Raw genomic sequence first — 22848 nt, 5'->3', positions numbered from 1 at the left:
GACGAGCCAACCACCGGGCCGGAGGGAGACACCATGACCGCGGCGGCGGGATCCGCGCCCGAGCGGCTGGACGCCGCCACGCTCGGCGCCGGCCCGCTGGGCCGCCGCGCGACGCTGGTGCAGTTCTCCACCGCGTTCTGCCAGCCCTGCCGCGCCACCCGCGCCGTGCTGGCCGAGGTGGCGACCATGGTGGACGGGGTGGCGCACCAGGAGATCGACGCCGAGGCCCGGCTCGACCTGGTGCGGGCCCTCGGCGTCACCGGCACCCCGACCGTGCTGGTGCTCGACGCGCGGGGACGCGTGGTCCGCAGGGCGACGGGGCAGCCTCGTCGCGTGGACGTGATCGCGGCGCTGGGTGCCGCCATCGACGCGCGGCCCGGCTGAGAAGCTGGCTGCGGTCAGATGATCGCACGTTGGCCATGTCACAGTGCGACATCCTTGCCCAAGGGGGATACCCTGAGTGTACTGGTGAGTAACTACCGGGTTGATCTTGCCAGTCCCGTTGCGGACCGACTAGCTGTAGGAGAGCCGGCGTGAGCTTGAAGATCGTTGTCTGTGTGAAGTACGTACCCGACGCGACGGGCGACCGCGGTTTCACCGATGCGTTGAACACCGACCGCGAGGCCGTCGACGGCCTCCTCTCCGAGTTGGACGAGTACGCGGTCGAGCAGGCGCTGCGCATCGCGGAGGAGACGGACGACGCCGAGGTCACGGTGCTGACCGCGGGTCCCGAGGACGCCACGGACGCGCTGCGCAAGGCGCTGTCGATGGGCGCCGACAAGGCCGTGCACATCGAGGACGACGACCTCGTGGGCAGCGATGTGCTGGGCACCTCGCTGGCCCTCGCCAAGGCGATCCGGCACGTCGGGTTCGACCTGGTGGTCTGCGGCATGGCCTCGACCGACGGCGCGATGGGCGTGCTGCCCGCGCTGTTGGCCGAGCGCCTTGAGGTGCCGCAGGTGACGCTGCTGTCGGAGCTCTCCGTCGCCGAGGGCCGGGTCACCGGGCGCAGGGACGGCGACGCGGCCACCGAGCGCCTGACGGCCGCGCTGCCCGCCGTGGTCTCCGTCACCGACCAGTCGGGCGAGGCCCGCTACCCCTCCTTCAAGGGCATCATGGCCGCCAAGAAGAAGCCGGTGGAGACCCTCGACCTGGAGGATCTGGACATCGAGGCCGAAGAGGTCGGCCAAGCCGGCGCCCGCACGACCGTCGACTCGGCCACCCCGCGCCCGGCGCGCACCGCGGGCGAGGTCGTCACGGACGAGGGCGACGGCGCCAAGCGGCTGGCCGCGTTCCTCGCCGAGCGCAAGTTCCTCTGAGCCCGCCGAGCGTCCGCCCGACGCCCCGCGCGGCCGGTTCCGGCCGCAGATCCCCGCACCTCGTCCCGAATCCGCTGGAGAGCGCACCCATGGCTGAAGTCCTCGTCTATGTCGACCACGTGGACGGCACCGTCCGCAAGCCCACTCTCGAACTGCTGACCCTCGCCCGCCGCCTCGGCGAGCCCGTGGCCGTCCACCTGGGCCCTGGCGCCGAGGCCGCCGCCGAGGTGCTCGGCGAGCACGGCGCCGTCCGGGTGCTGGCCGCCGACGCCCCCGAGTTCGCCGACTACCTGGTGGCCCCCAAGGTCGACGCCCTGCAAGCCGCCGTCGCCGCGGTCGAGCCGGCCGCCGTGCTGGTGCCGTCGAGCGCCGAGGGCAAGGAGATCGCCGCCCGGCTGGCGCTGCGCGTCGAGTCCGGCCTGATCACCGACGCCATCGACGTGACCGCGGGGGAGGAGGGCCCCGTCGTCACGCTGTCGGTGTTCGCCGCCGCCTACACCACCACCTCCCGGGTCACCACGGGCACCCCGGTGATCACCGTCAAGCCCAACTCCGTCGCCCCCGAGGCGGCCCAGGCCGCCGGCACGGTCGAGGAGCTGGCGGTGTCCTTCGGCCCGCTGGCCACCGGGACGCAGGTCGTTTCCCGCACCCCGCGCGAGTCCACGGGCCGGCCCGAGCTGACGGAGGCCGCGATCGTCGTCTCCGGCGGACGCGGCGTCAACGGCGCGGAGAACTTCGCGGTGATCGAGGCGCTCGCCGACTCGCTGGGCGCCGCCGTGGGCGCGTCCCGCGCCGCCGTCGACGCCGGCTGGTACCCGCACTCGCACCAGATCGGCCAGACCGGCAAGACGGTGTCCCCGCAGCTGTATGTGGCCGCCGGCATCTCGGGCGCCATCCAGCACCGCGCCGGGATGCAGACCTCGAAGACCATCGTCGCCGTCAACAAGGACGCCGAGGCGCCGATCTTCGAGCTGGTCGACTTCGGCGTCGTCGGCGACCTCTTCGACATCGTGCCGGCCCTCACCGACGAGGTCACGGCCCGCAAGAGCTAGCAGGAACCACAGCCCCGCGGGCCGCGCCGCGCCGCGTCGGTGCCCGTCAGGTGACGGGCACCGGCGCGGCGTTCGTCCGCCGTCGCCGGCGCCCGCGCGGCCCCTGGCCCAGGGGCGCGCCGGCGGCCGGCGCCGGAGCGGCGCGCCGCCCCGCCCGCCGGTCCGCCTCCAGATCCGAGACGGCCGGCGGCGGACCGCTGCCGTTGTCCTTCTGGGACTGGCCCAGGACCAGCGCCGCCAGCAGGTGGTGGTATTCCATGACGCACTCCTTCGTCCACGCTCCGCGACGGAACCCCGCCGCCGCATCCAGCGTCGGACAGCCGCATGACGTGGCCTTTGCCCCGCGATCAACCCTCCGTGGCGATCCGCCGTCGCCCGATGAACGCGGCGTGACGCGCCCCGCGTTGTGTTTCCGCCGGGAACCCCTCCCACCGAGTCGACCGATCGGAGCAGGACGCATGGAGCACGGTGACCCCGTGACGACCAGCCTGACCACCGCCGTCAACGTCGAGCTGGGGACGGCCCTGGCCGCCGTCGACGCCGAGTTGGCCCGCCGTTACCCGGGCGACGACGGCAGCCGCCAGCCCGTGCACACCGTCTATGTGCCGGCCGACCGCTACACCCCCGACACCCCGCGCGAGTGGGGCCGCGCCGCGCTGGCGCTGCTCGACCAACACGCCCCGGACGCCGCCGCGTTCGCCGCCGCCCTGCACGGCGAGCCCCGGGGCCTGGAGGAGGACGAGGCGCTCTACGCCCGGGTCCGCGCCAAGCTCGCCGAGGAGCCCGTCGAGGATCTGCGGCTCGACTTCGAGGACGGCTTCGCGCCCCGCCCGGACGCGGAGGAGGACGCCGTCGCCGCCCGCGTCGCCCGCCAGTTGGCCGCCGAGGCGGCGGCCGGCACGGCGCCCCCGTTCGTCGGCATCCGCTGCCAGTCCCTGGAGGCCCAGGTGCGCGAGCGGGCCATCCGCACCCTGGACGTCTTCCTCAGCACCCTCCTCGCCCACGGACCGCTCCCGGCGGGGCTGCGGCTGACCCTGCCCAAGGTCAGCGACGCCCGGCAGGTCGCCGCCATGGTCCGGCTCTGCGAGGCGCTGGAGGCCGCCTGCGGACTGCCGGCGGGGCGGCTGCGCTTCGAGATCCAGATCGAGACCGCCCAGGCCGTCGTGGGCCCCGACGGCACCGCGACCGTCGCCCGGCTGATCGACGCCGCCGACGGGCGCGCCGACGGCCTGCACTACGGCACCTTCGACTACAGCGCGGCGCTGGGCATCAGCGCCGCCCACCAGGCCCCCGACCATCCGGCGGCCGACCACGCCAAGGCCGTGATGCAGGTCGCCGCCGCCGGCACCGGGGTGCGGCTCTCCGACGGCTCGACCAACGTCCTGCCCGTCGGCCCGACCGCCCAGGTCCGGCACGCCTGGCGCACCCACCACCGGCTGGTCGGCCGCGCCCTCGCCCGGGGCTACTACCAGGGCTGGGACATGCACCCGGGGCATCTCCCCACCCGCTACGCCGCCGTCCACTCCTTCTACCGCGCCGGATTCGCCCCCGCCGCCCACCGGCTCGCCGCCTACGAACGAGGCGCCGAGGGGGAGGTGCTGGACGAGCCGGCCACCGCCCGCGCCCTCGCCGGCTTCCTGCTGCGTGGCCTCGCCTGCGGAGCGTTGGAACGTCCCGAGGTGGTCGAGGGCTCCGGGCTCACCCCCGAGCGCCTCCACCAGCTCGCCGCGCCCCGGCCGACCCGAGGCCATGGTGATGGGACGTGATGGGAGGCGGTCGGAGATTGATCGGACTGGACAACCGTGCTCCTACCGACCAGGCTTTCCGCTCATGACCACTGATCTTGTCGCCGCCGTTGACATCGGGGGCACCAAAATCGCCGGTGCGTTGGTCACCGGCGAGGGGGAACTGCTCCACCGCGTCCAACGACCGACCCCGGCCAAGGAGTCGGCATCCGACGTGTTGCGAGCGGTGACGGAGGTGGTCACCTCACTCGTCCGCACCCGGGACTGGTCGCGGGTCCGCGCGCTCGGCATCGGCAGCGCCGGCCCGCTGGACGCCAGGCTCGGCACCGTCAGCCCCGTCAACATCCCGGGCTGGCGGGAGTTCCCGCTGGTCGAGGGGGTCCGCAAGACGGTCGGCGAACTACCGGTCAGCCTGGTCGGGGACGGCGCCGCCATCGCGGCCGGCGAGCACTGGATCGGCGCGGCCAGGGGCCGCAGCAACGCGCTGTGCATGGTGGTGTCCACCGGCGTCGGCGGCGGCCTGATCGTCGGCGACCGGCTCTATCCGGGGCCTACCGGCAACGCGGCCCATATCGGCCATATCAGCGTCGACTTCAACGGCGACCGCTGTCCCTGCGGCGGGCGCGGCTGTGTGGAGCGGATCGCCAGCGGCACCAACATCGCCCGCTACGCGCTGGCCGCCGGCTGGCGCCCGGCCGAGCCCGCCGGGGACGCCACCGCCGCCGGCGTCGCCGTCTCGGCGGCGGCCGGGGACCCCATCGCCCTTGAGGCGTTCGACCGTTCGGCCCGCGCGCTGGCCGCCGGCATCGCCGCCACCGCGACCCTGGTCGAGTTGGAGACGGTGGTGGTGGGCGGCGGCGTGAGCCAGTCGGGCGCGGTCCTCTTCGACCCGCTGCGGCGGGCGCTGGGCGAGTACGCGACGCTGCCCTATGTGCGGGGCATAGATGTCCTGCCGGCCCAACTCGGCACCGATGCGGGGCTGGTGGGCGCGGCGGCGGTGTGCTGGACGGCACCTGACACGTTTTTGCCCCAGGGTGAAGCGGGCAACTGAACCTGGGGGCGAGGAAGGAGGGGGTTCGTGATCATCTGGCTCAATGGCGCGTTCGGTGCCGGCAAGACCACGGCGGCACACGAACTGCTCCATCTGCTGCCGGGCAGCACCCTGTTCGAGCCGGAGCGGGTCGGCGACCAGCTGCGCGGGATGTTGCCCAAGGAACGGCTGGCCCAGGTGGACGACTACCAGGACCTGCCGTCCTGGCGCAGCCTGGTGGTGAACACGGCGTCCGCCCTGCTCGCCGAGCTGCCCGGCCCCTTGATCACCCCGATGAGCCTGCTCAGCCAGGCCTATCGGGACGAGATCTTCGGCGGGCTCGCGGCCCGCCGCATTCCGGTGCGCCACTTCCTGCTCCAGACCGAGGAAACGTTCCTTCGCGCGCGGATCGACCAACGGGCGGCCATCGACGGCGACGCCGTCCGCACCCGCTATCTGGCCCGGCTGCCGCAGTACGACGCGGCGCTCCCGTGGCTCGCCGGCGACGCGCACCCGGTGGCCGCCTCCCAACTCACCCCACGCCAGACCGCCGAGGCCCTGGCCGAGGGCATCCGACGCGGCGACGGCGCCTGCACCATCGTGCAGACGGCGCCGCCCCGGGGCGAAACCCTCGCCGCCGGCGTCCTGTTCTTCGACGCCGAGGGCCGGGTGCTGCTCGTCGACCCCACCTACAAACCCGGTTGGGAGTTCCCCGGCGGCGTCGTCGAACCGGGGGAGGAGCCGACCTCGGCCGCCGCCCGCGAGGTCGCCGAGGAGCTGGGGCTGCGCCTGGCGGGCGAACCCACACCGCTGGTGGTGGACTGGGAGCCGCCCCACCCGCCCGGCTTCGGCGGCGTCCGCCTCCTCTTCGACGGCGGGCTGCTGCCCGCCGACCGCGTCGCCGACCTGCTGCTGCCGGGCGCCGAACTGCGCGGCTGGCGGTTCGCCAGCGAGGCGGAGGCCGAACACCTCCTCTCCGCCGACCGGTTCGCCCGCCTCCAGGGCGCGCTGCGCGCCCGCGCCCTCGGCCACCCCCTCTACCTGGAGCGCGGCCGGGTGATCACCGGACCCACCACCGCACGCTGAGCCGCCGCGCCCGCGGCGGCGGCGCTGGAATCGCGGGTCGGCCCGGCTCGCTCTAGCGTGGTCCCGATGGCCCCAGAACGGGGGAGGACTCCCCACGAGCGGTGACCACGATGCGCCACGCGGACGATCAGGCCGACCCGAACCACCCGTGCGACCCCCCGCCCGACGAGCCCATGGGCTGGGGCACCCGCGCCGCCTTCGGCGTGATGGCCGGCACCGTGGCGTTGGGCCTCACCATCATTGCCGGCGCCGTCCAGGGCTCGGAGGGGCCGCCCGGGCCGCCGCTGGGCGCCCCCGCCACCAGCGCGCCGCCCACCGGCGTCGCCCACGCCCCGCTGGCCCACGCCGAACCGACCTGGGTCACCATCCCCGCCATCGGCGTGGACGCCCCGCTGACGTCCGTCGGCCTCGACCCCGAGGGCTGGGTCGACGCCCCGCCGCAGGAGGTCGACAACCTCGCCGGCTGGTTCCGTGACGCCGCGTCCCCCGGCTCCGCCGGCACCGCCGTACTGGTCGGCCACGTCGACAACGCCGCGGGGCCGGCCGTCTTCTACGGCCTGGGCGAACTGCGCCCGGGCGACACCGTCCAGGTGATCCGCGAGGACGGCCTGGAGGCGACCTTCACGGTCTACGAGACCGCCGTCTACGAGAAGGACCAACTCCCCGAGCGGGTCTACCAGGACACCGACCACCCGGAGCTGCGGCTGATCACCTGCGGCGGCCCGTTCGAGCCGGGAAGCGGCGGCTACGCGGGCAACGTCGTGGTCTACGCCGCGCTCACCGGCGCCGCGTGACGCGAACGGCCCCCGCGGTAACCCGTTCGCTCCCCCTGGGGTGTTGACCCCCACCCGCTGTGTTTATGTCACACCAGGACGAAGCGGGCGAAACGCGCCTTCCGGAGCAGCTCCGACAGCCAGCGCATCTTCCGGCAAACCCCGACGAAGGAGTCTTCCCATGAGCAGACTGAGGACCGCGCTGGCCGCCGCCGGGCTGAGCGCGACGCTGGTCGGAACGGGCGCGCAGGGCGCCCTCGCCGCCGACGACCAGGCCCCGGCCCAGATCGTCGACTTCGGCTACAGCGTCTCCCCTGGCACCGTCCGCCCCGGTGGCGCGGTGGACCTCACCGTCACCGGCTGCACCGACTTCGAGGCCACCGCGGAATCCCCCGTCTTCGACCTCGTCGTGCTCGGCATCCCGGGCGAACTCCAGAGCGCCCGCACCACCGTGGACACCGACGCCAGGCGCGGCGCCCAGTACGACGTCATCTTCAGCTGCGGCGACCAGACCGCCGCCGCGCGGCTGGCGATCTCCGAGGCCACCACCACGCCGACCCCCAGCGCGACCCCCACGGTGGCCGGCACCTCCACGGCCAAGCCGAGCCTCGGCGCCCAGGCCGGCGTCGGCGGCTCCCAGTCCGGCACCGCCCCCATGGTGCTGGCCGGCGCCGGCCTCACGATCGCCGCCGTCGCCGGCGGCGCCATGCTGGTCCGCCGCCGCGCCTCCCGCCACTGAGACCTGGGCGGTCGGCCACCGGGCGCGAGAACCCCGCCCGGTGCGGGCCGCGTGGCCCAGCACGTCCCCTGGTGAGGGAAGCACGCGCGGCCGGCCGGGGCCACCGGGCGATGTCAGGTCGCGGCAAGCGACTTTGCTCGGCAACGGCCACTGAGCCGGCGACGGGCCCGTCGGCCCGTGTTCCTCTCCGTGGTGGAATTCCTTGAGGGGAGCGGGAGCGCGCCGGCCGGCTCCGGCGTATCGCGTCGGGACGGGTTTGTCGGCGGGGCCCGGTGGGTGGGCGGGCCTTCGGTGGTCGCGTCTCGGGCCACCGGGCGGGGGGTGTCAGCTCGCGGCAAGCGACTTTGCGTATCGGGCCAGGAAGAGGGCCTCGGCGACCGCCATCCGCTCCAACTCGTCGGGGGAGACGCTCTCGTCCACCGCGTGGATCCGGGCCGCCGCGTCGCTCAGGCCGATCATCAGCACCTCGGCGTCCGGGTAGAGCGCGCCCAGCGTCGCCGTCAACGGAATCGAACCGCCCTGGCCCACCACGGCCATCTCCGTGCCGTCGTACGCGTCCCGCATCGCCGACGCCATCGAGGCGTACGCCGGGCTGGAGACGTCGGCCCGGAACGGCTGCCCCTCGCCGTGCCGCTCGACCGTGACCCGCGCGCCCCACGGCGCGTGCGCCCGCAGATGCGCCCCGACCCTGTCGCCGGCCGCCCCCGCCTCCACCCCGGGCGGCACCCGCAGCGCGATCTGCGCCCGCGCCGCGGCCTGCACCGACGGCGTGGCGCCCACCACCGGCGGGCAGTCGATCCCCGTCACCGTGATCGACGGCCTGGCCCACAGCCGGTCGGCGACCGCCCCCGAGCCGACCAGCGCCACCCCGTCCAACACGCCGGCGTCCGCCCGGAACGCCTCGTCCGGATAACCGGTGCCGGGCCAACTCCCGTCCGCCGCGAGGCCGTCGACGGCCGGCCCGCCGTCGGCGTCGTACAGCGAGTCCAGGATCCGCACCAGCGCGGCCAGCGCGTCGGGCGCCGCGCCGCCGAACGCGCCCGAGTGCAGATTGCCCGCCAGGGTCTCCACCCGCACGGTCAACACGGCCATCCCGCGCAGGCTCGCCGTCACCGTTGGCTGCCCCGCCCTGACGTTGCCGGTGTCGCCGATCAGCACCACATCGGCCGCCAACAGCTCGGGATGCGCCTGTGCGTACTGTTCGAGGCCGCTGGTGCCCTGCTCCTCCGAACCCTCGACGATCACCTTCACGCCCACCGGCACCCCGCCGTTGGCCGCGAGCGCCCGCAGCGCCAACAGGTGCATCAACACGCCGCCCTTGCAGTCCGCCGCGCCGCGCCCGTACCAGCGCCCGTCCCGCTCGGTCAGCTCGAACGGCGGCGAGGTCCAGGCCGCCTCGTCCAGCGGCGGCTGCACGTCGTAGTGCGCGTACAGCAGCACGGTCGGGGCGCCAGCGGGGCCCGGCAGATGGCCGAAGACGGACCGGGTGCCGTCCGGGGTGTCCAGCAGCCGCACATCGGGGAAGCCCTCGGCCCGCAGGGCGTCGGCGACCCAGTCGGCCGCGGCGTGGCACTCCTCGGGCGGGAACTGCCTCGGGTCGGCCACCGAACGGAAGGCCACCAGCTCGGCCAACTCCCGTCGGGCCGTGGGGAGCGCGGCGGCGACGGTGCCGGCCAGGGCGGCGTGCTGCGGGCTGTGCGGCATGAGGACCCTCCTTGAGCGGGCCGGGTCCGGCGGTCCGAACGGCCCCCTCACGCATACATACGAACGACGGTGCGGTCGATGATGTCACAGCGTGAACGGCCGCCCCCCGGCCCGGCCCGGCCGCCCCGGCAAACCGACCGGGCTCCGCCCGTGACGCCGCATTAGGATGCAGAGCGGCGAGGGAACAAGAACGCATCGGGGAGCACGAGCACGTCGTGAGCAGCGAGAACGAAGCCGAGGACCGCACTGTCTGGGATGTCGTCGTGGTGGGAGCCGGGCCCGGCGGGGCCTCAGCCGCCCGAGCCGCGGCCGAGGCCGGCCGCCGCGTCCTGCTGCTGGAGAAGGCCGAACTGCCCCGCTACAAGACGTGCGGGGGCGGCATCATCGGCCCCACCAGGGACGCCCTGCCCCCCGGCTTCGAACTGCCGCTGCGCGACCGGGTGCACGCCGTCACCTTCTCGCTCAACGGGCGGCTCAACCGCACCCGGCGTTCCAAGCGGATGCTGTTCGGCCTGGTCAACCGCCCGGAGTTCGACGAACGCCTCGTCGAGGCCGCCGTCAAGGCCGGCGCGCGGCTGCGCACGGGTGCCGCCGTCTCCCGCGTCGAGCAGCACGGCCCGGCCGTGCCGGACCGGCGCACCGTCGCCGTGGTCCTCGCCGGCGGCGAGACCGTCCTGGCCCGCGCGGTCGTCGGCGCCGACGGCAGCGCCAGCCGGATAGGGGCCCATGTCGGGGTCCGCGTCGACCACGTCGACCTGGGCCTTGAGTCGGAGATCCCCGTGCCGCCCGAGGTGGCGGGGGACTGGCGCGGTCGCGCCCTGATCGACTGGGGGCCGCTGCCGGGCTCCTACGGCTGGGTCTTCCCCAAGGGCGACTCCCTCACCGTCGGCGTCATCGCCGCCCGAGGCGACGGCGCCGCGACCAAGCGCTATCTGGAGGACTTCGTCGGCCGGTTGGGCCTGTCGGGGTTCGAGCCCAGCATCTCCTCGGGCCACCTCACCCGCTGCCGCACCGACGACTCCCCGCTCTCCCGGGGCCGGGTGCTGGTCTGCGGGGACGCGGCCGGGCTGCTGGAGCCGTGGACGCGCGAGGGCATCTCCTTCGCGCTGCGCTCAGGACGCCTCGCCGGCCAGTGGGCGGTGCGCATCGCCGAGGCCGGCGACGCGGTGGACGCCCGCCGGCAGGCCCTCAACTACACCTTCGCCATCAAGTCGGGGCTCGGCGTGGAGATGGGCGTCGGACGCCGGATGCTCGCCACCTTCGCGCAGCGGCCCCGGCTGGTGCACACCGCCCTCGTCGGGTTCCGCCCCGCCTGGGGCGCGTTCGCCCAGATCACCAGGGGTTCCACCACCCTCGCCGGCATCGTCAGGACCCACCCGCTGGCCCGCAAGGCGCTGTCCGCGCTGGATCGGCGCGGCGACGGCCCCGACGCTCCCGACAGCGCGGACGGCCGGCGGGGGCCGGACGGCCCCGGCGGTCAGGACGCCAGCGCCGGGTCGGGGGAGAGCGCCGGATCCTGACGCAGGATGCGCTGGTGCAGCGCGCGCAGTTCGGGGCCCGGGTCCGAACCCAGCTCCCGCCCGACGCGGGCCCTGGTCTCCTCGAAGGTCAGCAGCGCGTCGGCTGAGCGCCCACTGCGGTAGAGCGCCAACATCAACAGCCACACCAGCCGTTCCCGCAGCGGGTGCGCGGCGACCTGCCGCATCAGCTCGTGCACGCACTCGTGGTACCGGCCGCGCTCCAGCGTGCCCTCAAGACGCGCCTCCAGCACCAGCAGCCGCTTCTCCGCCCAACGCCGCCGCTCGGCGGCCAGATAGGGGCCGGTCAGCCCCTCGGCGAACTCCCCGCGCCACATCGACTCGGCCCGCTCCGCCCACGCGCCGGCCTCCGCCAACCGCCCCGCGTCCCTGGCCGCCATCGCGTGCGCCAACAGCTCCCGCCGCTCCGCGAGATCGTCGATACGGGCCTCCGCCAGCAGATAGCCACTGCCCGTCCACCGGGGCACCGGGCCGGGCGCCAACGCGCGCCGGATGCCGGACACGTACTTCTGCACCAGATTGCGCACCTGCCCCGGCGGACGCTCCCCCCACACCGCGTCCACCAGCGCCTCGAACGTCATCGGGCGCCCCTCCTGGAGCAACAGCACGGCCAACACCGCCCGTTGCCGGGGCGGCCCCGACGCCAGCTCGACGCCGCCACGCGACACCCGAATCGGACCGAGCAGTTCGAAACGCACACCCTCCGCCATACGAACGAGCCTAACGCGCCGCGTTCCAGCGCATCTTCCAGCGGGCGTTCCAGCGGACGGTCAGCGGCCCTTGCCACGGTGAACACTCCTCGCTCGCGAAAGGTTCTCCCCTCCATGGCACAGCCAAACCGCCCGGCAGGGCCCGGCCCGTTGACCCGGCTCGGCCGAGTCGCCGTACGGCGCGCGGGCGCGATCCTGCTGGTCGCCGCCGCGCTTCTCCCGCTCCTCGGGCTGCTGGGCGCCGGCGCTCCAGGCGCCCTGCAACTGGCACGCTGGGACGCCCCAGGCACCGAATCGGTCCGCGTCCAGGACGTGCTGCGCGAGACCTACGGCACCGGCAACCCCAACCTCGCCCTGCTGGTGACCGCCAGGACCGGCGATGTGGACAGCCCCGAGGTCGTCGCGGAGGGACAACGGGTCGCCGCCGAACTCGCCGAGCACCCGATGGTCACCGACGTCACCGCCTACTGGACCGACCGGGACGCCGCGCTGCGCGCCACCGACGGCAGCCGCGCCCTCGTACTGGCCAGGCTGGAGGGCGACGCCACCGAGACCCGCGCCGAACTGGCCGACCTCTCACCCGAGTTGACGCAGAGCAACGCCTTTGTCGACGTCGCGGTCGGCGGCCAGGAAGAGGTGTCGCGGCAGGTCGGCGAGCAGGCCGCCAGCGACTTCCTGACCGCCGAGCTGATCGTGCTCCCCGCCGTCACCCTGCTGCTGATCCTCGTCTACCGGCGAGCCGTCGCGGCGCTCCTCACGGTGGGCGTCGGCCTGTTCAGCGTGCTGGCGACCCTCGCGGGGCTGCGGCTGATCAACGAGATCACGCCCGTCTCCACGTTCGCCGCCAACCTCGCCCTCGTCCTCGGGCTCGGCCTGGGCATCGACTACTGCCTCTTCGTGATCAACCGCTACCGCGAGGAGCGGGCCGCCGGACTGCCCCAGCAGGACGCCGCGGTCGCCGCCGTCGCCGTCGCGGGCCGCACCGTCATCTTCAGCGGGCTGACCGTCGCCATCTCGCTGGCCACCCTCCTCGTGTTCCCCTTCTTCTTCCTCAGCTCCTTCGCCTACGCCGGCGTCCTGGTGGTCCTGGCCGCCGTGGTGGGCGCCACCGTCATCCTGCCGGCCGCGCTGGCCCGTTGGGGCCACCGCTTCGAACGCCCCCTGCCCCCCGCCCGCACCGGCGCCTTCTGGGAGCGCACCGCCCGGCTGGTGCTGCGCCGCCCCCTGGTCACCGGGCTGGCCGCCCTCGGGGTGCTGCTGCTCGCCGCCTCCCCGGTGCTCGGCCTGCGGTTCGGCCTGCCCGACCAGCGCACCCTGCCCGCCGGCACCTCCAGCCGGGTCGTCGCCGAGGAGACCCAACGGCACTTCGTCGCCGAGCCGACGGACATCCTGTTCGCCGTCACCGCGCCCGATGACGGGCTCGACGCGGGCCGGACGGCGGAGTACGCCGCCGAACTCTCCCGCCACCCCGGCGTGTTCCAGGTGGTGTCCGCCGCCGGCACCCACCGCCAGGGCGAGTTGGCCGAGCCGCCGGGCACGGACGCGGCGGCCATGACCGGCCCCGACGGCGGCACCCTGCTGTCGGTGGTGCCCACCCAGGACGCGATGGCCGGCGACGTCCCGGGCCTCGTCGCCGACCTGCGGGACACCCCGGCGCCCGCCCTCTTCGAGTTCGGCGGCTACCCCGCCGAGACCAGCGACTTCCGCTCCGTCCTGCTCTCCCGGGTGCCGCTGATGGCCGCCCTGATCCTCATCGCCACCTGCGTGGTGCTGTTCCTGCTCACCGGCAGCGTGCTGCTGCCGCTCAAGGCCACCGTCCTCAACCTGCTGAGCCTCGGCGTGATGTTCGGCGCCCTGGTGTGGATCTTCCAGGACGGCCGGTTCTCCGGCGTGTTGGGCTTCACCCCGACCGGCTCCATCGAGCCCAGCATCCCGATGCTGATGTTCTGCGTCACCTACGGCCTGTCCATGGACTACGAGGTGTTCCTGCTCTCCCGCATCAAGGAGGAACACGACCGCACCGGCGACACCCACGCGTCCGTCGTCGCCGGCATCCGCACCACGGCCCCGCTGATCACCGCAGCCGCCGGCATCCTGGTCGTCACCTTCGCCACCTACGCGACCAGCGGCGTGGTCTTCCTCAAGGAGCTGGGCATCGGCACCGCCCTCGTCATCCTGGCCGACGCCACCCTCATCCGGATGGTGCTGCTCCCCGCCTCCATGCGGCTCGCCGGCCGCGCCAACTGGTGGGCGCCGGGTCCCCTCCGCCGCTTCCACGACCGCTTCGGCCTGAGCGAGGCCCTGCCGGCGGCCCAGCCACCGCCCGCGAAGCGGGAGCCCGCCCCCGTCGCCTGACCCGGGGGACGACGCCCGCCGGCCGAGGATCAGGCCGGCGCGGCGGCGTCCCGCTTGCGGCGGACGTACAGCTGCTTGCGCACCAGCGCCACCACCGTGCCGTCGGCGGCCCGCACCTCGCAGTCGAACCAGGGCAGCGCCTTCGCGCCGTCGACGGTGGCCTCGCGGATCTCGGCGACCCGCTCCTCGGACAGCGCGAACTCGACGAACACGTCCCCGCGCCCGGGGGAGACATACTCGATCTCGGCCGCCTGGTCCCACACCACATAGCCGGGGCCCAGCCGATGCAGCACCAACAGCGCCCAGAACGGGTCGCACATCGAGTACAGCGAACCGCCGAACTGGGTGCCGAAGTAGTTGCGGTTCAGCCGCCCGAGGCGCATCCGCACCCGGGCCACGCTCCAGTCGTCCGCGATGCGCTCCACCCGGATGCCGGCCGCACGAAACGGCGGCCACCAGCGCATGACGCGTCGCAGGGTGCGGGGGCTGACGCTACGTACCGGCATAATCCGTAAGCTACCACGGGAAGTTACCTGCCGGTAATTCCGGCCGGCACGGCCGGCACGGCCGGGCCCGCCTCACCCCGCCCGACGCAGCGCGTCCCGCGTGCCGTAGGCCGTCACGGCCGCCACCCCCGACAGCACCGCCACCGTCACCAACGCCGTCGCCAGGCTGAACCAGTCCGCCAGGAAACCGATCGCGACCGGCCCCGCCAACATCCCCCCGTACCCCACCGTCGAGGCCAGGGCCACGCCCCGGGGGCCGGCCAGGTGCCCGGCCGTGCCGATGGTGATGGGGAACGCGTTGGCCAACCCGAGACCGGTCAGCGCGAACCCCACCAGCGCCAGCCACAGCGTGGGCGCCAGCGCCCCCAGCAGCATCCCGCCCGCCCCCAACGCGCCACCGGCGACCAACGCCCGGTCCGGGCCGATCCGCGCCAGCACCGCCGACCCCGTCAACCGGCCCACCGTCATCGCCAGCGCGAACACCGAATACCCCGCCGCCGCGACCCCGGCGCTCGCCTCCAGCGTCTCCCGCAGATGCAGGGCGCTCCAGTCCGCCATCGCCCCCTCGCCATAGGTGGTGCACAGCGCTATCAACCCCAACACCCCCACCAGCCAGCCCACCGAACCCGCCGCCGCGGCGCCCTTCGCCCCGCCGTCGTCGCCCCCGGCCAGCGGCGCCGGGCGCACCGGCTCCCGCCACAGCGTCCGCCCCGCCCACACCACCACCAGCAGGCCGGCGGCCGTCAGCAACCCCAGATGGCGCGCCGCGCTCAACCGGTCGGCGACCAGCCCGCCAAGACCTGCACCCACCATGCCGCCCAGGCTGAACGCCGCGTGGAAACCCGGCATCACGGGGCGCCGCAGCGCCGCCACCAGATCGACGGCCGCGCTGTTGGCCGCCACGTTCACCGCGCCGAACCCCGCGCCGAACAGCAGCAGCACCGCCCCCAGCGTCGTCGCCGAGTGGGTGTGCGGCGGCAGCGCCACGCTCAGCACCAGCAGCGCGCCGGCGAACACCGTCACCCGGTTGTTGCCGAACCGTTGACAGAGCCGCCCGGTCAACGTCATCGTCACCACGGCGCCGATCGAGACGCCCAGCAGCGCGAGACCCAGCGCGGACGGGGAGGCGCCCGTCTGCTCCTTCACCGCCGGGATGCGCACCACCCAGCCGGCGAAGACGAAGCCGTCCACCGCGAAGAACGCCGTCAGCGCCACCCGGGCCCCGGCCAACGCCCGGGCCGCCGAAGGGTCGTCGCCCACCGGCGCGCGGGGAGACAGGATCGCCCGAAATTTGTTTATTGAAGACACAAAGCCAGAATAGGAGCGTGACCCACACCCGTACCAGACTGGAACGTGGCCGGAACGCGCTGGGCCCCGCGCTGGAACTCGTCCACACCGGCCGGGCCCCCACCCGAGCCGTCCTCACCACCGCGCTCGGCGTGACCCGCGCCACCGCGGGCGCCGTCGCCAGCGAACTGCAGACCCTGGGCCTGATCACGGTGGACTCCCGCCCCGGCGCCCCCGCCGGCAGCCATGGACGCCCCTCCCACCGGCTGGCGATCGACCCCGGCGGCCCCGTCGCGCTCGCCGCCCAGGTGCACGCCGACGGCTTCCGCGCCGCGCTGGTCGGCCTCGGCGGGCGCCTGCACGCCACCACCCCCGCCTGCACCACCGTCGCCGCCGACCCCGCCCAGATCCTGGGCCAGGTCGTCGCCGCGGGCGCCGAACTGCTGCGCGCCAGCGGACGCCACTGCGTCGGCGCCGGCCTCGCCGTCCCCTCCGCCGTCGCCGAACCCGAGGGCACCGCGCTCAACCCGCTCCACCTCGCCTGGCCCGCCGGCGCCCCCGTCCGCGACATCTTCAACGACTGCCTCGCCGACGCCGGCATCGCCGCCCCCGGCTACTGCGGCAACGACGTCAACCTCGCCGCGCTCGCCGAACACCGGCACGGCGCGGGACGGGGCGCCGCCCAACTGCTCTGCGTCGCCACCGGACACCGAGGCGTCGGCGGCGCCCTCGTCCTCGACGGCCGCCTGCACTCCGGCAGCGCGGGACTCGCCCTCGAAGTCGGCCACCTCACCGTCGACCCCGCGGGCCGCCCCTGCCACTGCGGCAGCCGAGGCTGCCTCGACGTGGAGACCGACCCGCTGGCCCTGCTCGACGCCGCCGGCCGCCAACCAGGCCCGGAGGGCTCCCTGTTGGACCAGGCCAGGGACCTGCTGCGCACCGAGTACGCCACCGACCCCGCCGTCCGCGCCGCCACCCACGGCGTCATCGACCGCCTCGGCCTCGGCCTCGCCGGCCTCGTCAACATCCTCAACCCCGACCGGATCATCCTCGGCGGCCTGCACCGCTGGCTGCTGGACGCCGACCCCGGGCGGCTGCGCGGCGCCCTGGGCGAACGCAGCCTGTGGGGCCGCAGCGGAACGGTGCCCCTCATGCCCTGCACCCTCGACTACAACAGCCTCGTCGGCGCCGCCGAACTCGCCTGGCAACCCGTGCTCGACGACCCGCTGAGCGCGCTCCCCGGCTGATCCCCTCAGTCGCCGGCGGCCACCTCCGGGCTCGCCGGCGCCGGCAGCAACTCCCACACCGCGCGCCGTAGCGCCCGGTCGCCGGCCTCGTCCCACGGGTCCGGGGTCGCCGGCACCCGCAGCCGGCAGACCCCGCCCGTGCCCAGCCGCGCGAAACCGTCCCCCGCCGCCGACCCCACGCCCCCCGGCGGCACCCCGCCCAACACGGCGGACGCCTCCTCCGCCGCCACCGCCCCCAACACCACCCGCGCCCTGGTGCACCCCACCAGGGCGCCGGCCAACGACTCCCACGCCCCCACCTGCTCGGCCACCACCACCGTCACCCCCGCCTCCCGCCCGTACCGCAGCGGCACATCCAGCAGCCCCAACGGGTCCCCCGCGCCGGCGACCCACGCCAGATGCGCCAGCAGCGCCGGCCGGTCCACCAGCACCCACAGCGGGCGCGAAGCCCGGCGCTCGCCCCCGGGCAGCAGCAGCCGACGCTCCGTCTCCCGCGCCACCCAGGACAGCCCCGACACCGCGCCCTCGGGCGTGGTCTCCGCCCCCCACACCCCCGAGCGGCCGGCGAAGCAGGCGAACTCACCCACCCCGCTGCCGTCGACCAGCACCACCTCGCCGCCCGCCAGCGCCTGGAGCGCCAGCCAACGCAGCAACGAGGTCGCCCCGGCGCCCGGCGTGCCCACCGCCAGCAGATGCGGCGCGGTCGCCCGCGGCCCGGTGCGCCACACCAGCGGCGCGACCTCCACCCACCGCCCGCACCCGTCGCGCGCCGGGACCATCCGGTCCGCCGCCGCCGCGTCCGTCAGCCCCAGCACCACCTCTCCAGGGCCGGCGGGAAACCGCTGCGCGGCCACCCCCGTCGGCAGCCCCGCCCCCGCGGCTTCCGGCCGCCGTTCCCCCGGGGGACGGTCCCGCCCCCGGGCCGGCCACCCCACGGGGCCGGGCGCCCAGCCCAGCGCCACGGCCACCGCCAGCACCGCCACGGTCAGCGCGACCCCCACCGCCGGCAGCCACAGCGCCACCAGGAGCAGGGCCCCGGCCAGCCCGGACAGCAGCAGCCGTCGCCGGCCGTGCGCCCCCCACCACCACGCGGTGGCCGCCAGCCGCGTCAACCCGCGCGACAGCACCCAGGGGCCCCACCACAGCACGGCCACCGACCGCCGCCAGCCGGGCCGGACTACGGCGGTGCCCGCGACGCGCGAGGATCCCGAGGTCCACACCTGGCACCGACTACAGCGCGATGCCACCGAGCAGATGGGCCAGCTTCGCGCCCCCCGCCTCGATGCTCGGCGCCATCGCCGTGCCCGCCAGATAGAAACCGAACAACCCGCACACCAGCGCGTGCGTCGGTTTGAGCCCGTCCTTGCGAAAGAACAGGACCACCACGACACCGAGCAGGACGACTCCCGAGACGGACAAGACCATGAGCACTCCCCAGCGGCCGAGCGGCGTTCTGAGAAGCACTGTAGAGGGAGAAAAAGCTAAATATCGGTTGAAAGGGTCATATGGGCGAAAGTCGGGGCCACGCCGGCGAACTCACCGCCCGTCAGACCTCGCCACGGCGCCGTGGTACGGGACCGGCCCAAGACATCGATAGGCTGGCCTTTGTTCGAGGGCGAGGAGGAAGAAGGACGATGGCAGACAGTACCCAGCCGTTGTCGGCGCGGGCCAAGTTGGCGGTCACTGCGGGCAAGGCGGCAGCCGCGGTCTCCCGGGCCGCCGGCCGTGGCAGCGGATCGGTGATCGGTGGCCGCGTCGCTCTCAAGGTCGATCCCGAACTCCTCTCCCGGCTCGCCGGCCATCTGGACGTGGTCCTGGTCTCCGCGACCAACGGCAAGACCACCACCACCCGGCTGATCGCCGAGGCCCTGCGCGCCGGCGGCCCCGTCGTCTCCAACGCCCTCGGCGCCAACATGCCGGCCGGCATCACCTCCGCCCTCTCCGGTGGAGCCGAGGCCCGCTACGGCGTGCTGGAGGTCGACGAGAAGTACCTGACGGGCGTCGCGCAGGACGTGGCCCCCAAGATCATCGCGCTGCTCAACCTCTCCCGCGACCAGCTCGACCGTGCCGCCGAGACCCGGATGCTCGCCGAACACTGGCGCGAGGGCCTCCAGGACTCCAAGGCCACCGTCGTGGCCAACGCGGACGACCCCCTCGTCGTCTGGGCCGCCTCCTCGTCCGCCAACGTCATGTGGGTCGCCGCCGGCCAGGAGTGGAAGGACGACGCCTGGTCCTGCCCCGCCTGCGGCGGCGTCATGCAGCGCCCCGACGACACCAACTGGGGCTGCGGCGAATGCGGATTCGGCCGCCCCGCCCCCTCCTGGGTGCTCTCCCAGGGCCATGTGATCGACCCGCACGGCACCGCCTGGCCCATCCGCCTCCAGCTCCCCGGCCGCGCCAACCAGGCCAACGCCACCACGGCCGCCGCCGTCGCCGCCGCCTTCGGCATCCCGCCGCAGGTCGCCCTCCAGCGCATGGAGTCCGTCGCCGCCGTCGCCGGCCGCTACGACGTCGTCAGCCACCAGGGCCGCGACATCCGCCTGCTGCTGGCGAAGAACCCGGCCGGCTGGCTGGAGACGTTCTCCCTGATCGACCCGCCGCCCACCCCCGTCATCCTCTCCGTCAACGCCCGAGGCGCCGACGGCACCGACACCTCCTGGCTGTGGGACGTCGACTACACCCGCCTCGCCGGGCACCCCATCGCCGTCATCGGCGACCGCCGCCTCGACCTCGCCGTCCGCCTTGAGGTCGCCGGCGTCGACTTCCGGGTCTTCGAGTCCCTGGAGCAGGCCCTTCCCCAGCTGCCCCCGGGGCGTATCGAGGCCATCGCCAACTACACCGCCTTCCAGGACCTGCGCCGCGTCGTCGGCAACTAGGGCCACGACCGCCCACCACCCCTGGGGAAGACCGAGAGGAAACCGCGAGTATGAGCACCTCAGGCCTGCGCCTGGTCTGGGTCTACCCGGACCTGCTGAGCACCTACGGCGACCAGGGCAACGTCCTCGTCGTCGAGCGCCGAGCCCAGCAGCGCGGACTGCGCGTCGAACGCGTCGACGTCCGCTCCGACCAGCCCATCCCCACCTCGGGCGACATCTACCTCATCGGCGGCGGCGAGGACCGGCCCCAGCGGCTCGCCGCCGAACGGCTCCTGCGCGACGGCGGCCTCACCCGCGCCGTGCAGAACGGCGCGATCGTCTTCTCCGTCTGCGCCGGCTACCAGATCATCGGCCACGAGTTCATCAACGACCTCGGCCAGCGCCAGCAGGGCCTCGGCCTCCTCGACGTCATCAGCGAACGCGGCATGGGCGAGCGCTGCGTCGGCGACGTCCTCGGCGACGTCGACGAGCAGCTCCAACTCCCGCAGCTCACCGGCTTCGAGAACCACCAGGGCATCACCCGCGTCGGGCCGCACGCCCGCCCGTTCGCCCACGTCCGGCTCGGCAACGGCAACGGCACGGGCGACGGCACGGAGGGCGCCTGGGCCGGCACCGTCTTCGGCACCTACATGCACGGCCCGGTGCTGGCCCGCAACCCCGCCGTCGCCGACCTGCTGCTCAAGCTGACCCTCGACGTCAACGCGCTGCCCCCGGTCGACGACCGCTGGTACGAGGCGCTCCGCGCCGAACGCGTCGCCGCCGCCACCGCACCGGCCTGACCGCCCCGCGCCGCCGCACCACGCGGCGGCGCGCCCCAGGGACAGGCCGGAGTCAGGCCAGGGACACCCCCGACGCGAGGGCCACGGAACGGTTTCCTAGGCTTGTCCCCGCGACGGGGCGGAGCACAGGGAGTACGCGGATGGGTCACGGCGACCACGGCGGCCATGCGGAGCTGCCACCCCTCACACCAGGACGCGCGCTGGAGTTCGGCGGCGACCCGATCTTCCTGATCGGCTGCCTCCTCGCGCTGGCCCTCTACGGCTGGGGCGTGCTCCGGCTGATCCGGCGCGGCGACTCCTGGGCCACGGGCCGCACCGTCGCCTTCGGCCTCGGCGTCCTCAGCGTCGCCGCCGTCACCTGCACCGCGCTCAACGACTACGGCATGGTCCTCTTCAGCGCCCACATGGTGCAGCACATGGTGATCAGCATGGTCTCGCCGATCCTGCTGCTGCTCGGCGCCCCCATCACCCTCCTGCTGCGCGCGCTCCCCACCGCCCCCCGGGGGCACAGGGGGCCCCGCGAATGGCTGGTCGCCCTGCTGCACAGCCACTATGTGCGGGTGGTGAGCAGCCCCCTGTTCACCATCCCGCTCTTCATCGCCAGCCTCTACGCCCTCTACTTCACGCCACTCTTCGACTTCCTGATGGGCAGCCGCCTCGGCCATCTGGCGATGATGGGCCACTTCCTGGCGGTCGGCCTCGTCTTCTTCTGGCCGATCATGGGCGTCGACCCGGGCCCCCGCCGCGCCGGTCATCTGATGCGGATGCTGGAGCTCTTCGCCACCATGCCGTTCCACGCCTTCTTCGGCATCGCCCTGATGATGGCCTCCGAACCGCTGGTCGACTCCTACGCCACCATCCCCGGCTCGCTCGGCACCGACCCGGTCTCCGACCAGTCGGCCGCCGGCGGCATCGCCTGGGCCTTCAGCGAGATCCCGACCGTGGTGGTCCTGCTGGCCCTGGTCATGCAGTGGTACGTCTCCGAACAGCGCACCTCCCGCCGCCTGGACCGGGCCGCCGACCGCGACGGCGACGCCGACCTCGTCGCCTACAACGACTACCTCGCGCGACTCGGCAGCCGACGCTGAGCGGCCCGCCCCGCGCCGGCCGCCCAGCCCCACCGTCACCCCTTCACGCCGCCGCGCGCTCGCGCCGTGCGCCCGACCACCCCAGCCAGGCGATGACGAACGCCACCGCCAGCGGCACCCGCTGCGGCCCCCACCGGGTCACCAGCGCCGAAGCGACCCCCGCGGCCACCGCCGTGGCCACCGCGAGCGGCAGACACGCCAGGCCGGCCCGCTGCGGCGAGTACTCCATGACCTGCCGCGTCCACAGCGTCGCGAAGAAGAACAGCGACACCACCGTGCCCAGCAGCAGCACGGCGACCACGTTCGCGGTCCGCAGCCGGAAGATGTCCAACGGCACAAACGGCACCTCCACCACCGGGCCGAACGGCACCGGGCCGCCCCGCACCGCCGACGGCAGCACCTCCCGCATCGCCGACAGCGCCACCGTCAACACCGCCGGGTCGAACGACGGGCGTTGCCCGGTCGCCGACGCCAGTGGTCCGCGCGGCAGCCGCAGCGGACGTTTCAGCAGCGTCGGATCCGACCACACCTCCGTCACCTCGGCCGCCGCGTCCGCCCAGGCAGCCGCCCACCCGTCGTCCGGAACGTCGCACCTTCCGGGTGGCGCGCGTCATCTCCGTCACCCCCACCGGGGAACCGGTGGCCCGTCCGCCGGACTTCGACCTGGCCACCGCCTGGCACGAGGTCACCGACCGGATGGCGGAACGCATGCGGGGCTCCGTCGTCGAAGGGCGCGCCGACCCCACCGCCGAACCGCTGCTGCGTCGCCTCCTCGACGGGCGGCTACGGCTGGGACCAGCGGGGCCCGACGGCTGGCTGGAGATGACCGTCGAAGGGCCGTCCGTGCAGGTCGTCGCGGCCCAACTGGCCGGCCTCGGCAGCCGGGTCGAGATCCTCAACCCGCCCGAGGCCCGCCGCCGCCTGGCCGAGCTGGCTGCCGAACTCACCAGCGTCTACGGTACGTTGGAGCCCGACGCGCACCCCGCCGGCACCCCGCCGGCACGGTGACGCGGC

23 protein-coding genes are annotated in these 22848 nt (G+C 74.4%); 15 read left to right on the top strand and 8 right to left on the bottom strand.

The window, feature by feature from the left end; translation table 11 throughout:
• Window positions 1-33: 33 nt before the first annotated feature.
• The 3 genes from K4G22_RS00210 to K4G22_RS00200 all read left to right on the top strand — a co-directional run bounded on the left by K4G22_RS00210 (window position 34) and on the right by K4G22_RS00200 (window position 2371).
• Window positions 34-384 carry a TlpA family protein disulfide reductase gene (locus tag K4G22_RS00210; RefSeq protein WP_228077524.1) on the top strand — a complete coding sequence of 117 codons (351 nt, stop codon included), beginning with the start codon at window positions 34-36 and terminating at the stop codon, window positions 382-384.
• Between the two features lie 149 nt (window positions 385-533).
• Window positions 534-1319, top strand: a complete 786-nt coding sequence (locus K4G22_RS00205) for an electron transfer flavoprotein subunit beta/FixA family protein (protein ID WP_228077523.1) — start codon at window positions 534-536, stop codon at window positions 1317-1319.
• An 89-nt stretch (window positions 1320-1408) separates the two neighbouring features.
• Window positions 1409-2371, top strand: coding sequence for an electron transfer flavoprotein subunit alpha/FixB family protein (locus K4G22_RS00200; RefSeq protein ID WP_228077522.1), 963 nt, complete (start codon window positions 1409-1411; stop codon window positions 2369-2371).
• Window positions 2372-2417: 46 nt separating this feature from the next.
• On the opposite strand, the gene K4G22_RS00195 is transcribed toward K4G22_RS00200, so the two are convergent.
• On the bottom strand, window positions 2418-2630 hold the full coding sequence (locus K4G22_RS00195) for a hypothetical protein (protein ID WP_228077521.1): 213 nt from the start codon (window positions 2628-2630) through the stop codon (window positions 2418-2420).
• A gap of 199 nt (window positions 2631-2829) precedes the next feature.
• On the opposite strand from K4G22_RS00195, the gene K4G22_RS00190 reads away from it, so the two are divergent.
• From K4G22_RS00190 to K4G22_RS00170, 5 genes are all read left to right on the top strand, one after another.
• The gene (locus tag K4G22_RS00190) at window positions 2830-4137 is read left to right on the top strand and encodes a DUF6986 family protein (RefSeq protein WP_228077520.1); all 1308 of its coding nucleotides are present in this window, start codon (window positions 2830-2832) and stop codon (window positions 4135-4137) included.
• A gap of 64 nt (window positions 4138-4201) precedes the next feature.
• A complete protein-coding gene (locus tag K4G22_RS00185) occupies window positions 4202-5167 on the top strand; it encodes an ROK family protein (protein WP_228077519.1) in 966 nt (321 codons plus the stop codon).
• Window positions 5168-5194: 27 nt separating this feature from the next.
• Complete coding sequence (locus tag K4G22_RS00180) at window positions 5195-6232, top strand: NUDIX hydrolase (protein ID WP_228077518.1); 1038 nt, start codon at window positions 5195-5197, stop codon at window positions 6230-6232.
• A 110-nt stretch (window positions 6233-6342) separates the two neighbouring features.
• A complete protein-coding gene (locus K4G22_RS00175) occupies window positions 6343-7026 on the top strand; it encodes a class F sortase (RefSeq protein ID WP_228083899.1) in 684 nt (227 codons plus the stop codon).
• A gap of 160 nt (window positions 7027-7186) precedes the next feature.
• Window positions 7187-7744: a hypothetical protein gene (locus tag K4G22_RS00170; protein WP_228077517.1), complete on the top strand. Its 558-nt coding sequence runs from the start codon at window positions 7187-7189 to the stop codon at window positions 7742-7744.
• 324 nt (window positions 7745-8068) lie between these two features.
• Here K4G22_RS00170 and K4G22_RS00165 read toward each other — a convergent pair whose 3' ends face one another.
• Window positions 8069-9448 (bottom strand): dipeptidase, encoded by a 1380-nt coding sequence (locus K4G22_RS00165; protein ID WP_228077516.1) that lies wholly within the window; start codon window positions 9446-9448, stop codon window positions 8069-8071.
• 215 nt (window positions 9449-9663) lie between these two features.
• Here K4G22_RS00165 and K4G22_RS00160 point away from each other — a divergent pair, with 215 nt between their 5' ends.
• The gene (locus K4G22_RS00160) at window positions 9664-10968 is read left to right on the top strand and encodes a geranylgeranyl reductase family protein (protein WP_228077515.1); all 1305 of its coding nucleotides are present in this window, start codon (window positions 9664-9666) and stop codon (window positions 10966-10968) included.
• Here K4G22_RS00160 and K4G22_RS00155 read toward each other — a convergent pair.
• Entirely contained in the window at window positions 10926-11696 is a 771-nt protein-coding gene (locus K4G22_RS00155) for an AfsR/SARP family transcriptional regulator (RefSeq protein WP_228077514.1), read from the bottom strand. The two genes, K4G22_RS00160 and K4G22_RS00155, sit on opposite strands and share 43 nt — an antisense overlap.
• Before the next feature lie 114 nt (window positions 11697-11810).
• Here K4G22_RS00155 and K4G22_RS00150 point away from each other — a divergent pair, with 114 nt between their 5' ends.
• Window positions 11811-14051 (top strand): MMPL family transporter, encoded by a 2241-nt coding sequence (locus K4G22_RS00150; RefSeq protein ID WP_228077513.1) that lies wholly within the window; start codon window positions 11811-11813, stop codon window positions 14049-14051.
• A 29-nt stretch (window positions 14052-14080) separates the two neighbouring features.
• On the opposite strand, the gene K4G22_RS00145 is transcribed toward K4G22_RS00150, so the two are convergent.
• Both K4G22_RS00145 and K4G22_RS00140 read right to left on the bottom strand, forming a co-directional pair.
• A complete protein-coding gene (locus K4G22_RS00145) occupies window positions 14081-14557 on the bottom strand; it encodes a DUF4442 domain-containing protein (protein WP_228077512.1) in 477 nt (158 codons plus the stop codon).
• A 72-nt stretch (window positions 14558-14629) separates the two neighbouring features.
• A complete protein-coding gene (locus K4G22_RS00140) occupies window positions 14630-15817 on the bottom strand; it encodes an MFS transporter (protein WP_228077511.1) in 1188 nt (395 codons plus the stop codon).
• 65 nt (window positions 15818-15882) lie between these two features.
• Between K4G22_RS00140 and K4G22_RS00135 the strand changes: the two genes are divergently transcribed.
• Entirely contained in the window at window positions 15883-17091 is a 1209-nt protein-coding gene (locus K4G22_RS00135; protein ID WP_228077510.1) for an ROK family protein, read from the top strand.
• Between the two features lie 5 nt (window positions 17092-17096).
• On the opposite strand, the gene K4G22_RS00130 is transcribed toward K4G22_RS00135, so the two are convergent.
• Window positions 17097-18245, bottom strand: a complete 1149-nt coding sequence (locus K4G22_RS00130; RefSeq protein WP_228077509.1) for a hypothetical protein — start codon at window positions 18243-18245, stop codon at window positions 17097-17099.
• A 76-nt stretch (window positions 18246-18321) separates the two neighbouring features.
• Complete coding sequence (locus tag K4G22_RS00125; protein WP_228077508.1) at window positions 18322-18516, bottom strand: hypothetical protein; 195 nt, start codon at window positions 18514-18516, stop codon at window positions 18322-18324.
• 209 nt (window positions 18517-18725) lie between these two features.
• On the opposite strand from K4G22_RS00125, the gene K4G22_RS00120 reads away from it, so the two are divergent.
• The 3 genes from K4G22_RS00120 to K4G22_RS00110 all read left to right on the top strand — a co-directional run bounded on the left by K4G22_RS00120 (window position 18726) and on the right by K4G22_RS00110 (window position 21834).
• Window positions 18726-19967 (top strand): MurT ligase domain-containing protein, encoded by a 1242-nt coding sequence (locus tag K4G22_RS00120; RefSeq protein ID WP_228077507.1) that lies wholly within the window; start codon window positions 18726-18728, stop codon window positions 19965-19967.
• Between the two features lie 50 nt (window positions 19968-20017).
• Complete coding sequence (locus tag K4G22_RS00115; RefSeq protein WP_228077506.1) at window positions 20018-20746, top strand: type 1 glutamine amidotransferase; 729 nt, start codon at window positions 20018-20020, stop codon at window positions 20744-20746.
• Window positions 20747-20886: 140 nt separating this feature from the next.
• Window positions 20887-21834: a cytochrome c oxidase assembly protein gene (locus tag K4G22_RS00110; RefSeq protein WP_228077505.1), complete on the top strand. Its 948-nt coding sequence runs from the start codon at window positions 20887-20889 to the stop codon at window positions 21832-21834.
• Window positions 21835-21877: 43 nt separating this feature from the next.
• On the opposite strand, the gene K4G22_RS00105 is transcribed toward K4G22_RS00110, so the two are convergent.
• Entirely contained in the window at window positions 21878-22363 is a 486-nt protein-coding gene (locus tag K4G22_RS00105; protein ID WP_228077504.1) for an MFS transporter, read from the bottom strand.
• Between the two features lie 71 nt (window positions 22364-22434).
• Between K4G22_RS00105 and K4G22_RS00100 the strand changes: the two genes are divergently transcribed.
• Window positions 22435-22842 carry a helix-turn-helix transcriptional regulator gene (locus tag K4G22_RS00100; protein ID WP_483414792.1) on the top strand — a complete coding sequence of 136 codons (408 nt, stop codon included), beginning with the start codon at window positions 22435-22437 and terminating at the stop codon, window positions 22840-22842.
• The last annotated feature ends 6 nt before the right edge of the window (window positions 22843-22848 follow it).

Origin of the sequence: Streptomyces profundus (assembly GCF_020740535.1) — a bacterium.
GTDB lineage: Bacteria > Actinomycetota > Actinomycetes > Streptomycetales > Streptomycetaceae > Streptomyces > Streptomyces profundus.
Note: the sequence above shows the minus strand (reverse complement) of the source record. Positions and strands in the feature narration are given on the sequence as shown.

Excerpts from the sequence above, each read along its gene's own strand:
- K4G22_RS00125 (WP_228077508.1), bottom strand. The coding sequence starts at position 18,516 with ATGGTCTTGTCCGTCTCGGGAGTCGTCCTGCTCGGTGTCGTGGTGGTC.
- K4G22_RS00175 (WP_228083899.1), top strand. The coding sequence starts at position 6,343 with ATGCGCCACGCGGACGATCAGGCCGACCCGAACCACCCGTGCGACCCC.
- K4G22_RS00145 (WP_228077512.1), bottom strand. The coding sequence starts at position 14,557 with ATGCCGGTACGTAGCGTCAGCCCCCGCACCCTGCGACGCGTCATGCGC.
- K4G22_RS00185 (WP_228077519.1), top strand. The coding sequence starts at position 4,202 with ATGACCACTGATCTTGTCGCCGCCGTTGACATCGGGGGCACCAAAATC.
- K4G22_RS00190 (WP_228077520.1), top strand. The coding sequence starts at position 2,830 with ATGGAGCACGGTGACCCCGTGACGACCAGCCTGACCACCGCCGTCAAC.
- K4G22_RS00120 (WP_228077507.1), top strand. The coding sequence starts at position 18,726 with ATGGCAGACAGTACCCAGCCGTTGTCGGCGCGGGCCAAGTTGGCGGTC.
- K4G22_RS00165 (WP_228077516.1), bottom strand. The coding sequence starts at position 9,448 with ATGCCGCACAGCCCGCAGCACGCCGCCCTGGCCGGCACCGTCGCCGCC.
- K4G22_RS00195 (WP_228077521.1), bottom strand. The coding sequence starts at position 2,630 with ATGGAATACCACCACCTGCTGGCGGCGCTGGTCCTGGGCCAGTCCCAG.
- K4G22_RS00110 (WP_228077505.1), top strand. The coding sequence starts at position 20,887 with ATGGGTCACGGCGACCACGGCGGCCATGCGGAGCTGCCACCCCTCACA.
- K4G22_RS00155 (WP_228077514.1), bottom strand. The coding sequence starts at position 11,696 with ATGGCGGAGGGTGTGCGTTTCGAACTGCTCGGTCCGATTCGGGTGTCG.
- K4G22_RS00200 (WP_228077522.1), top strand. The coding sequence starts at position 1,409 with ATGGCTGAAGTCCTCGTCTATGTCGACCACGTGGACGGCACCGTCCGC.
- K4G22_RS00150 (WP_228077513.1), top strand. The coding sequence starts at position 11,811 with ATGGCACAGCCAAACCGCCCGGCAGGGCCCGGCCCGTTGACCCGGCTC.
- K4G22_RS00115 (WP_228077506.1), top strand. The coding sequence starts at position 20,018 with ATGAGCACCTCAGGCCTGCGCCTGGTCTGGGTCTACCCGGACCTGCTG.
- K4G22_RS00170 (WP_228077517.1), top strand. The coding sequence starts at position 7,187 with ATGAGCAGACTGAGGACCGCGCTGGCCGCCGCCGGGCTGAGCGCGACG.
- K4G22_RS00210 (WP_228077524.1), top strand. The coding sequence starts at position 34 with ATGACCGCGGCGGCGGGATCCGCGCCCGAGCGGCTGGACGCCGCCACG.